The sequence below is a fragment of the Sphingomonas sp. STIS6.2 genome (assembly GCF_000732685.2).
Lineage (GTDB): Bacteria > Pseudomonadota > Alphaproteobacteria > Sphingomonadales > Sphingomonadaceae > Sphingomonas > Sphingomonas aerolata.
This window is the reverse complement of the sequence record NZ_JPDP02000159.1, coordinates 725878-736943: the sequence shown is the minus strand read 5'-3', so window position 1 is coordinate 736943 and position 11066 is coordinate 725878. Positions and strand designations below refer to the sequence as shown.

10 protein-coding genes and 1 pseudogene are annotated in these 11066 nt (G+C 68.0%); 7 read left to right on the top strand and 4 right to left on the bottom strand.

Annotation, left to right across the window (positions count from 1 at the left end; all coding sequences use genetic code 11):
- Positions 1–143, top strand: a pseudogene (locus tag sphst_RS18095) (gfo/Idh/MocA family oxidoreductase); the annotation flags it as partial.
- A gap of 42 nt (positions 144–185) precedes the next feature.
- Here the strand turns inward: sphst_RS18095 and sphst_RS18090 are convergent.
- Positions 186–875, bottom strand: coding sequence for an OmpW family outer membrane protein (locus sphst_RS18090; RefSeq protein ID WP_031393519.1), 690 nt, complete (start codon positions 873–875; stop codon positions 186–188).
- A gap of 126 nt (positions 876–1001) precedes the next feature.
- Here sphst_RS18090 and sphst_RS18085 point away from each other — a divergent pair, with 126 nt between their 5' ends.
- Positions 1002–2321 carry a radical SAM protein gene (locus sphst_RS18085; protein WP_031393518.1) on the top strand — a complete coding sequence of 440 codons (1320 nt, stop codon included), beginning with the start codon at positions 1002–1004 and terminating at the stop codon, positions 2319–2321.
- The gene (locus sphst_RS18080) at positions 2311–3027 is read left to right on the top strand and encodes a Crp/Fnr family transcriptional regulator (RefSeq protein WP_107045923.1); all 717 of its coding nucleotides are present in this window, start codon (positions 2311–2313) and stop codon (positions 3025–3027) included. Before sphst_RS18085 ends, sphst_RS18080 begins: the two co-directional genes overlap by 11 nt.
- A gap of 22 nt (positions 3028–3049) precedes the next feature.
- Here sphst_RS18080 and sphst_RS18075 read toward each other — a convergent pair whose 3' ends face one another.
- The gene (locus sphst_RS18075) at positions 3050–4708 is read right to left on the bottom strand and encodes an amino acid ABC transporter ATP-binding/permease protein (protein WP_056407596.1); all 1659 of its coding nucleotides are present in this window, start codon (positions 4706–4708) and stop codon (positions 3050–3052) included.
- Positions 4705–6432, bottom strand: coding sequence for a thiol reductant ABC exporter subunit CydD (cydD, locus tag sphst_RS18070; protein ID WP_056407598.1), 1728 nt, complete (start codon positions 6430–6432; stop codon positions 4705–4707). The genes sphst_RS18075 and cydD overlap by 4 nt, the downstream gene beginning before the upstream one ends.
- A 118-nt stretch (positions 6433–6550) precedes the next feature.
- Here cydD and sphst_RS18065 point away from each other — a divergent pair, with 118 nt between their 5' ends.
- From sphst_RS18065 to sphst_RS18050, 4 genes are all read left to right on the top strand, one after another.
- Positions 6551–8152: a cytochrome ubiquinol oxidase subunit I gene (locus sphst_RS18065; RefSeq protein WP_031394403.1), complete on the top strand. Its 1602-nt coding sequence runs from the start codon at positions 6551–6553 to the stop codon at positions 8150–8152.
- A gap of 33 nt (positions 8153–8185) precedes the next feature.
- Positions 8186–9325, top strand: a complete 1140-nt coding sequence (cydB, locus tag sphst_RS18060) for a cytochrome d ubiquinol oxidase subunit II (protein ID WP_031394402.1) — start codon at positions 8186–8188, stop codon at positions 9323–9325.
- A 28-nt stretch (positions 9326–9353) separates the two neighbouring features.
- Positions 9354–9476 (top strand): cytochrome bd-I oxidase subunit CydX, encoded by a 123-nt coding sequence (cydX, locus tag sphst_RS18055; protein WP_031394401.1) that lies wholly within the window; start codon positions 9354–9356, stop codon positions 9474–9476.
- A gap of 103 nt (positions 9477–9579) precedes the next feature.
- On the top strand, positions 9580–10290 hold the full coding sequence (locus tag sphst_RS18050) for a Crp/Fnr family transcriptional regulator (RefSeq protein WP_031394400.1): 711 nt from the start codon (positions 9580–9582) through the stop codon (positions 10288–10290).
- A 28-nt stretch (positions 10291–10318) separates the two neighbouring features.
- Here the strand turns inward: sphst_RS18050 and sphst_RS18045 are convergent, their stop codons facing one another.
- Positions 10319–10912, bottom strand: a complete 594-nt coding sequence (locus sphst_RS18045) for a hypothetical protein (RefSeq protein WP_051916410.1) — start codon at positions 10910–10912, stop codon at positions 10319–10321.
- Positions 10913–11066 lie beyond the last annotated feature (154 nt).

The window sequence follows — 11066 nt, the reverse complement described above, 5'->3', positions numbered from 1 at the left end:
ATGCGGAATATGCCGGGCTCTACGCGCGCTTCGCCGCCCTGGTCCGCGACGGGCGCAGCGAGGTCGACACGACCCCCTTCACGCTCGTCGCCGACGCGTTCCTGCGCGGCACCCGCGTCTCGGTCGCGGCGTTTGACGACTAGGACCGCGGGCGCAATGGCCCGCGGTCCAGTTCGGCCGCGGGATTAGAGCCTCAGGCCGAGACCGACGCCGAAGACGAGCGGATCGAGATTGATCTTCACGGTCTGCGTACCGATTGCCGTCGTGCGCAGGCGGGCGCTCGTGTCGATGTCGATATATTTGACGTCGAGATTGAGAAAGACCTTCGGCGTGATGTCGACATCGACCCCGGCCTGCGCCGCCCAGCCGAAGCTGTCCTTCATACGCACCCGCGTCCGTCCGACCGCCTTTTCGAGACCCGCCGAGGCATCCTCGTTCCAGAACATCGTGTAGTTCAGCCCGGCCCCGACATAGGGACGGATCGAGCCGCGTGGGTTGAGGTGATATTGCGCGGTCAGCGTCGGCGGCAGCACCCAGGTCGAGGCCAGCTTGCCGATCGATCCGGTCGTCCCGCTACGCCCGCTGGCGCTGTGCTTGGTCGTCGCGGCGATCAGTTCGAAGCCGATCTGGTCGGTGGCCATATAGGTGACGTCGACCTCGGGCATCGCGCTGTTGTCGACGCTGACGCGTTCGCCGTAGAAAGTCGGGAGGATCCCGCCCGAGCGTTCGTTCGGGGCGACGAGGATCGCGCGCAGGCGGACGAGCACGTCGCCGGCCTTGATACCGGTGCGCGGTGCCGGGTCCTCCGCCATGGCCGGCGTGGCGATGCCGAGGCCGGCGGCGGCTAGAACTACGCCGATGGAAAGATGCTTCATTGCCCGACTCCTGATTGGGATGCGTTCGGGCTAGGCGTGCGGCGAGGCGGGGGCGTTGATCACGGCCAAACGCGGATTTGATGCCGATCAAAGACCAGTCGAAGGGGACATCGCACCCATCATCGCATGTGGACCTATCACCCCGAACTGCTCGCGACACCCGTGCCGCGCTACACCAGCTATCCGACCGCTGCCGAATTCGGCGACGATGTCGGTCCGGTCGACATGGAGGAGGCGCTGGCGGCGATCGCGCCGGGGACGGTCGTTTCGCTGTATCTGCACATCCCCTATTGCCGGGACATATGCTGGTATTGCGGATGCAATACGGGGGCGGCGAACCGCGCCGCGCGGCTCGCCACCTATGTCGAACGGCTCGAACGCGAGATCGCACTCGTCGCGCAGCGGGTGCGCGGTATCCGCGTGGGACGGATCGCGTTCGGCGGCGGCAGTCCGAACGCGATCCCGCCGGCGGCGTTTCTCCGGCTCGTCGAAAGCGTCAGGACGGCATTCGACTGCACCGATGCGATACTATCGGTCGAGGTCGATCCGCGTGGTTTCGACCGCGACTGGGCGGGGGCGATCGGGCGGGCAGGGGTGTCGCGGGTCAGCCTCGGCGTCCAGACGCTCGACCCTCAGGTCCAGGCGGCGATCGGGCGTGTGCAGCCGTCGGAAGATATCCGTCGCACGACCGCGCTATTGCGCGATGCCGGTGTCGGGTCGATCAATTTCGATCTCATGTATGGCCTGCCGCGACAGTCCGAGCAAAGCCTGCGCGCCAGCATCGTCGAGAGCATCGCGATGGGCCCCGACCGGCTCGCGGTGTTCGGCTATGCGCACGTCCCGCACCTCGTACCGCGGCAGCGACGCATCGTCGCGGACGGGCTGGCGGGGACGGCGGAGCGCTTTGCGCAGGCGGCCCTGGCGCATCGCATGCTGGTCGATGCCGGCTATGCCCCGGTCGGGTTCGACCATTTCGCCCGACCGGCCGATGCGCTCGCGCAGGCGGCGGCGAGCGGCGGCCTGCGCCGCAACTTCCAGGGATTCACCGAAGACCCGGCGGAGATCCTGATCGGTCTGGGCGCCAGTGCGATCAGCGACTTTCCCGACCGCATCCTGCAGACCGAGAAGAATACGGGGCGCTACGGCATGCGGATCGATGCCGGAACCCTTGCAACCTGTCGCGGGCTGCGGCGCAGCCCCGAGGACAGGTTGCGCGGCCGGGCGATCGAGACGATCCTGACCCGGGGCACGACCGACCTGACCGCACTGAGTGACGGGGCGGACATCCGCAGGCGACTGACGCCGTTCGAACGGTACGGGCTGATCGCCTGGGAGGGGAATGTGCTCCGCCTGAGCGAAGACGCGCTTCCCTATGCGCGCGTCATTGCGCGCAGCCTGGACGCCTACCGGCAGCCCGCGTCGGCACGCTTCAGCCATGCGGTCTAGCGCGGTTGGCGGGGCGGTCGTGACGCTGCCGCCGCGCTGTGCCGCCTGCAACGTACGCGACGATGCGCTATGTGCGACGCTCGAAGACGCGGGCCTGGTCGCGCTGCACGGGATCGGCCGACGGCGGACGATGCCGGCAGGGCAGGTGCTGGTCTGGAGCGGGGATCCGAATACAATCTGCGCCACCGTCGTGTCGGGCGTGCTCAAGGCGATGCGCACGGGGCCCCAGGGTCGCGAACACATTGTCGGCCTCGCCTTTGCCGGAGATTTCGTCGGCGACCTGTTTGCCGACACCGCGAACGAGACGATCCGGGTGATCACCGATGCGGAGCTCTGCGTGTACCCGCGTGCAGCGCTGCAACGCATGCTCGACGCGCATCCGGCGATGGAACGCCTGTTGCTGCACCGCGCGCTCGGTGCGCTCGACGACGCGCGGATGTGGATGTTGATGCTGGGACGCAAGGCCGCGGGCGCGCGGATCGCCACGTTCCTGCTGGAAATGGCACGGCGGATGGGTCAGCCGGACCCGGCCCGCTTCGACCTGCCGATGAGCCGGTCGGAGGTCGGCGCACTGCTGGGGATGACGATCGAGACCGTCAGCCGGCAGATGACATCCCTGAAGCGCCGCGGGGTCGTCGCCCTGCCGGGCGGGCGCGGCGTCATCATCCTCGATCGGGCGCAGCTCGCGCGGGCCGCGGCGGGCTGAGCGACAGCGTCCGGAGCCGGTGCTAGGCGGCGCTACGCTGGTCCGATCCCGCCTGTGTCAGGTCGAAACGCCGGGGGCAGAGGGCGACAAGCGCCGGGCGGTGGCTCACGAGGATCAGCCCCTGTCCGGTCGTGTCGAGGCGCTGCGCCAGTCGGACCGCGAGCAGCTTTTCGGTCGTGCCGTCCAGCCCCTCGCTCGGCTCGTCGAGCACGAGCCACGGCGCGAGCGAGCAATAGGCACGCGCCACCGCGAGACGGCGTCGCTCCCCGCCCGACAGCCGTGCGCCGTTTTCACCAACCCACGCGTCGAGCCCTTGATCGAGCGCGCGAACCCGATCGTCGAGCACCGCGTCGTGCAGCGCCCGCCACAAGGTCGCATCGTCGGCATCCGGGTTGGCCAGCATCAGATTGTCGCGCACCGTCCCCGACAGCAGCGCGGCATCCTGTGGTGCCCAGGCGAAGCTGCGCCGCGATATCTCTGCCGGGATCAGGCCGATATCATCTCCGTCCAGCCATATCTCGCCGAGCGCGCTCGGCCGCAACGACAGCATCTTTTCCACGAGCGTCGTCTTGCCGATCCCCGAGGGGCCGGTCAGCGCGACCCGATCGCCCCGCCGCACGTGACACGTCCCCGCCGGCAGGACGAAGTGCAATGCGCTACGGCTAGGACCGGTCGTGTTCGGCAAAGCGCGCGGATATGTATCCTCCGGGTAAGTGTCTGTACTCCCGTGGGTTTCCAGGATATCGTCGAGCCGGTCGCGTGCCGCGCGCATGCGGCCCCGCTCGATCATCGCGCGCAACACGGGCGTGCCCGCGTCGATCGTCATCGCCGCTGCCAGCGCCGCCAGTGCAGCCCGTGGCGCCCCCGATCCTGCCGACAGGATCGCGGCGGTGGCGGCGGCGATACCGACGGCCGTCGCGTGCAGCAGATCCAGCCATCCGGCGGCTTCTGCCTGCGCACGCTGCGCGGCGGCGAGCGCACGACTTCGATCGTCGACCAGCGCAGCGGCCCAGGGCTCGAGCCCGAAGCATCGCAGTTCGGGGGCGGCATCGGCAAGGCCCGCGAACGTCTCGCGAAGCGCCCCGGCAGCATATTGCACCGCCTGGCCGAGCGGCGCGCTACGACGGGCAAGCAGGTCGGCAACGATCAGGAGCACCGCCATGCACCACGCGGTGGCGATCGAGACAGCGACGCCGCCCAGCGATACGAGCCCGAGCCCCGTGATCAGCGCGGCGACGACGCCCCAGGGCGCGGACTGGCGTACGAACTGCATCTCCATAGCATCGACGTCGCCGATCAGCCGGGCGGTCGCCTCGCCCGTCCCGAAGGCGAGCGCGGTACCAGCAGGCTGTGCTGCGAGCGCGCGGAAGATGGCCGGGCGTATCCGCGCGAGCGCGCCGAACGCCGCCTCGTGGCTGGCGAGGCGCTCGCCGTAACGTGCGCCGGTCCGCAGGATGGCGAGAAGCCGGATCCCCGCGCTCGGCAGCATGTAGTTGAACGCGAGCGCTGCGGCCGGGCCCGCCAGACCGGCGATCGCGGCGGCGGTGATGAACCATCCCGACAGCCCGAGCAGCAGGACCGACGCTGCCGCGACGATTGCGGCGAGCAGCGCGGCGCGTGTGAGAAGTGCGCGCTGCGCACGTCGCTCCTGCGCGAGCAACCTGTCGAGTGGACCGGTCACGCGGGGTCTCCAAGCCGGACCACGTGATCGGCAATGCCGGCCAGGCGGTCGCTATGAGTCGCGATCAGCGTCGTCCGGCCGCGACAGGCGGCCGCGATCGTCGTCACCAGCGCGATCTCCGACAGCGCATCGAGATGCGCCGTCGGCTCGTCGAGCAGCAGGATCGGTGCCGGCTTGAGCATGGCACGCGCCAGGGCAAGCCGCCGCCGTTCGCCACCGGACAGCCCGCCGCCGCGCGCATCGAGCCGCGTGTCGAGACCGGCCGCCATCCGACCGCCGCCGCGTGCCATCAGCATCGGCCGAAGACCGGCCTGCACCACGGCGCGGTCGATCGCATCGTCGGTGGCGTCGGGGCAGGCGAGGCGCAGGTTTTCGCGGATCGTGCCGGCGATGATCAACGGATGCTGGCCAGCCCAGGATGCGGACGGCGCGAGCGAACCGCCGGGTGGGAGCCGATGGCCGTCGATCAGGACATCGCCCGCGACCAGCGGCGCGAGGCCGAGCAGCAGGTGCAACGCGCTGGTCTTGCCGCTGCCCGATGGTCCGATCAGCACGACGATGCGGCCGGACGGAACGTCGAACGACAGGTCGGACACGGCGTCCCGTTCCGTGTCGGGATAGCGGATCGCGACCGACCTGAACGCCAGTGCGGGCAGAGCGGGCAGATCGGGGCGCAGAGCGCGTGGTGTCGGTGGCAGCGACGCGGGCATGGTAGAGACGGGAGTGGGCGCGGGGAGGGCGATCAGGCGATCCGCCGCGGTCTCGGCCGCCTGCTTATCGTGATAGGCGGCGGCGAGACGTCGCATCGGTGCGTAGAATTCGGGTGCGAGCGCGAGGACGAAGAAGGCGCGGCCGAGATCCAGCTGCTCTGGCACCGGGAAGGGCAGGAGGTGGAGCAGGTTGAACCCGCAATAGACCGCGACCAGCGCGACCGAGAGTGCAGCGAAGAACTCCAGCGCGCCCGAGGACAGGAAGGCGACGCGCAGCACGCCCATCGTCCGCGCCGCCAGATCGTCCGCTGCAACCCCGAGCGCGCGCGCCTCGCGGTCCTCGGCGTCGAACGCAAGGACGACCGGCAGCGCCCGCACCCGGTCCGCGAACCGCCCGGTCAGCCGAGCCAGCGCGGTGAACTGGCGCCGGGATTTGTCCGCGGCCGCACCCCCCGCAAGCGCCATCGCGACGATGAACGGTATGAGCGTCACGACCAGGATGCCCGCGGCGACGGGGCTGGCCAACGCGGTCGCGAGCAGGATCAGGAAGGGTGCGACGGCGCCCGCTTTGCGCGCGGGCAGGAAACGCGCGATATAACCGTCGAGCGCGTCCACCTCGTCCACCACCGCGGCCATCAGGACACCCGTGGTCGTCGGCGCACCGGGGTCGCGGTGCAGCGCCGACGCGACGATCCGGCGACGCAACGTCACCTTGACGTCTTCGGCCTGGCGGGCGCCCGTGCGCGTCGCGAGCATGACGACGAGACCGCGAAGGCCGCCGGACAGGACGACGAGCATTGCCCAGGGCAGGACCGCGGCGGCACCGGCCGGAACCGCGACGATCGCCCCCGCCAGGCCGCCGGCAAAGCCGATTGCGGCAACGCTGTCGAGCATGAGCCACGCCGCCGCCGCATCGCCGCGGCGACCGCCCTGGGCGATGGTCTTGAGCCACTGGCGACGCGCGCGGGGCGTCCGGTCGGAGGATGCGAGGTCGCTCGAAGATAGTGCCGTCATGGACAGGCTTGTCGCGTATTGCCGTTCGTCTGGTCTTTGACCGCGGTCAATGTTCTGGTCGGCCGCGCCACTTACGCCCCGACCAAACCGGCATGTTCGCCGGGGAGGAGACCGTTCCATGGACCTCGGGGTCATCGACCTGTCGCGGCTGCAGTTTGCGCTCACCGCGCTCTATCATTTTCTCTTCGTGCCGCTGACGCTGGGCCTGTCGATGATGCTCGTCATCATGGAATCGGTCTATGTCATGACGAACCGGCCGATCTGGCGCGTGATCACGCGCTTCTGGGGGCGGATCTTCGCGATCAACTTCGTGCTGGGGGTGGCCACCGGGCTGACGATGGAATTCCAGTTCGGCACGAACTGGTCGTATTTCTCGCATTATGTCGGGGACATATTCGGCGCGCCGCTCGCGATCGAGGGGCTGATGGCGTTCTTCCTCGAAGCGACGTTCGTCGGCATCATGTTCTTCGGCTGGGGGCGACTGTCGAAGCTCGGGCATCTGCTCGTCACGGCCATGGTGGCGCTCGGCACCAACCTGTCCGCGCTGTGGATCCTGATCGCGAACGGCTGGATGCAGAATCCGGTTGGTGCAAAGTTCAATCCGGAAACGATGCGGATGGAGGTGACCGATTTCGGCGCCGTCCTGTTCAACCCGATCGCGCAGGCCAAGTTCGTCCACACGGTCAGCGCGGGCTATGTCTGCGCGGCGGTGGTCGTGCTCGGGATCAGCGCCTTCTGGTTGCTGACCGACCGCTACAAGGGCGTGGCACGGCGATCGATGACGGTGGCGGCAGCCTTTGGCCTGGCCGCGTCGCTGTCGGTCGTCGTGCTGGGTGACGAGAGCGGCTATGCCCTGACCGACAACCAGAAGATGAAGCTCGCCGCGATCGAGGCGGCCTGGCACACGGCACCGGCGCCGGCCGGTCTGACGCTGTTCGGCGTACCCGACGTCGCCGCCCGTGAAACCCGGTACGAGGTTCAGATCCCCTGGGTCCTCGGGCTGATCGCGACGCGCAGCCTCGACGGTACCGTCACCGGCATGTCCGAACTGGTGCTCAAGGCGCAGGAGCGGATCACGTCGGGCGTCGTCGCCTATGACGCGGTCGAACGGCTCAAGACCGACCCTGCCAATGTCGTGCAGCGCGCACGGTTCGAGGCGCACAAGCGTGACCTCGGCTACGCCCTGTTGCTGAAGCGGCATGTCGCGGACCCGCGCACTGCCAGCCCCGCACTGATCGCTTCCACGGCATGGGACGTGGTGCCGAACGTGCCGCTGATGTTCTGGAGCTTCCGGATCATGGCCGCGATCGGGGTCCTGATGATCGCGCTGTTCGGTGCGGCGTTCGTCCTGACGTCGCTCCGCCTGCACACGCAGACGCGGTGGTTCCTGAAACTCGCGGTGCTCGCGATCCCCTTGCCCTGGATTGCGATCGAGCTGGGCTGGATGCTCGCCGAGATCGGCCGCCAGCCCTGGGCGATCGAGGGCGTGCTGCCGACCTTCCTCGCCGCATCCTCGCTGACGCGCGGCGTGCTGTGGACGACGATCATCGGTTTCACCGCAATCTACGGGACGCTCGCGGTCATCGAGGTCCGCCTGATCCTCGCGACGATCCGCAAGGGGCCGTTCGAGCATGACGAGGACGCTTATCCGGTTCCCGATGCCGGATCGGCAGGGCGCGGCGCCGCGCGCCCCGTTGCTGCTGACCCGATCCCCGCCTGACCCCTTTTCGCCTGATCCGAAAGGCACGATCCGATGTTCGACTATGAGACGCTGCGCATATTGTGGTGGGGGCTGATGGGGGTGTTGCTCATCGCCTTTGCGCTGACCGACGGGTTCGACCTCGGGGTCGCCACGCTTCTGCCGTTCGTCGCACGGACCGATTCCGAGCGCCGGATGGTGATCAACTCGGTCGGTCCGACCTGGGAGGGGAACCAGGTCTGGTTCATCCTGGGTGGCGGCGCGATCTTTGCCGCCTGGCCGTTCGTCTATGCGGTCAGCTTTTCGGGCTTTTACCTCGCGATGTTCCTCGTGCTCGCGGCGCTGATCCTGCGACCGGTCGGGTTCAAATACCGGTCGAAGCGGCCGGATCCGCGGTGGCGGTCCGGGTGGGACTGGGCGCTGTTCGTCGGGGGTGTCGTGCCGGCGCTCGTCTTCGGGGTCGCGGTCGGCAATGTCCTGTCGGGGGCGCCGTTCCGGCTGGACAGCGATCTGCGGGCGTTTTTCGACGGCAGCTTTTTCGGGCTGTTCACGCCGTTCACACTGATCTGCGGCCTGTTGTCGGTCGCGATGCTGGTCCTGCACGGCAGCGCGTGGCTGGCGATCAAGGTCGAGCATGGCCCGGTCCATGACCGTGCGACGCGGTTCGGGACATTGGCCGCGATCCTGTCGCTGGTCCTGTTCGCCGCCGGCTGGGCGTTCGTCGCCTGGACCGATATCGGGTTCCGCATCGTCGGGACCATCGATCCGGCGGGGCCGTCCAATCCGCTGCACACGACGAGCGAAATCGCCGCGGGCGCGTGGCTGGCGAACTATGCACTCCATCCCTGGATGATGATTGCCCCGCTGCTGGGATTCGGCGGCGCGGTGGTCGCGCTGATCGGGATACGCCGACGGATCGAAAGTGCGGCATTTGCGGGATCCTCGGCATCGGCGGTGGGGATCATCGCGACCGTCGGGCTGTCGATGTTTCCCTACATCCTGCCGTCCAGCATCGATGCGCATTCGAGCCTGACGGTCTGGAATGCGTCATCGTCCGAAAAGACACTCGGGATCATGCTGTTCGTCACCGTCGCCTTCCTGCCGATCGTCCTCGCCTACACCGCATGGGCCTTCAAGCTGATGTGGGGCCGCGTCACCGCGCACGAGGTCGCGACCAATCCCGATTTCTACTGATCATTCCGTGCGGCAAGGACGATAGATAATGTGGTATTTCAGTTGGGTATTGGGCCTCGGCCTTGCGCTGGGCTTCGGAGTGCTGAACGGCATGTGGCATGAATTCTCGTTGCCGGCCGATGACGAGATCGACGTACCGGACCTGCCGTAGACAGTGTCGCGCAAGATATCCTGACCGGCCCGTCCGGCGATATTGACCAGTCGGCGCCGAATTGATGCGGTCAATTCGGCGACCGGGCGCTATATCTGCCGTCATGCTTGCTGCAACCATCTGCGTCGACTGTGCAGTTCGCGATCAGTCGCTGTGCGGCAGCCTGACCAACAGCGAACTGCATGCGCTCAATACCCTGGGTCGGCGGCGGATCGTGCGGCGTGGCGAGACGCTGATCTGGGCGGGTGAGGACAATATCCTGTGCGCCAACCTGCTGTCGGGCGTGCTCAAGCTCGTCGCATCGAGCGGTGACGGTCGCGAGCAGATCGTCGGGCTCCTATACCCCGCCGACTTTGTCGGGCAGCCCTATCCCGGGCAGGCCGATTTCAGCGTGTCGGCGCTGACCGACGCGGAAGTGTGCATCTTTCCGCGGGCGTCGTTCGAGCGCGTCCTGACCGATCATGCGCGGATGGAGCGGCTGTTGCTGCAACGCACGCTTGCCGCGCTCGACGAAGCACGATCGCGCATGCTGACGCTCGCGCGCAAATCGGCGAGCGAGAAGGTCGCAGGGTTTCTCGTCGATATGGCGACCCGTGCCGCGGCGACCGGTTGCAGGGGAACGCCCAGCGGGCCGGTCACGTTCGACCTCCCGCTTTCGCGGGGACAGATCGCCGACATATTGGGGCTGACGATCGAGACCGTCAGCCGGCAGATGACGCAGCTGAAGACCCGCGGCGTCATCGGCTTGCCCGGCGGACGAGCCATCACCATCGTCGACCGCAACGCTCTCGCGGCGCGCGCAGATCCGGCATAGCGACGCAGGGAGCGACAGCAGGCTGCGCTCAGGGTGAAGTTCTACGCGCCAGGCTGTCGATCAGCCGCATCCTGGCGGCGCGCGTGAGGCGGGCATGCCCCAGGGTCAGGATTGCGAGCTCGGTGAAGTCGGTGGCACGCCGGCAGCCGTCGAAGAAGCATCGCAACATATAGCCGAGCATGTCGGGCGCGAACCGGTCGGCCTCGATCGAGCGCGGATCAAGCGCGACGATGAGATCCTGCGCATAGACGGCGTCGGTCGCGCGGTGCGTGGCGACATGATCGAGCAGCACGCCGATCAGCGGCTGTGACGGGGTTCGCCGGAACAGCGTGTCGAGCGTCGGCTCGAGGCCATCGTCGCACCGTTCGGTCATCAAGGCCAGTCGCGCACAGATCCAGTCCGCATCGCGCGCCGAGGGTCTGACGGGCAAGCAGTCTGCGCAATGCTCCAGAATGCTGCACAGGCTGCGCAGATCGGCATGCGCGGACAACAGGTCCACAAGATCGTCGTCGCGGATGACATGCCAGTGACGACACGCTGGAACCGGGGACGACTCGCCGTCGCGCGATGCCCGATCGCGCTGCGCCTTGCCGTCCTGCTTCGTGCCGTGCCCGTCCGTCATGCCGGCTCCTCCGGTCATCGCTCTGCCCGTCATGGCGAACCGTGGCATTGATCGTCGTCAAAGGGGCAGGGTGCCGGTTTGACGCGACCGCAGCACTAGGTCGCGGACTGAAATTTGGTGACGTTTACCGATGCTTAGGCGCGTCGGCCTATCC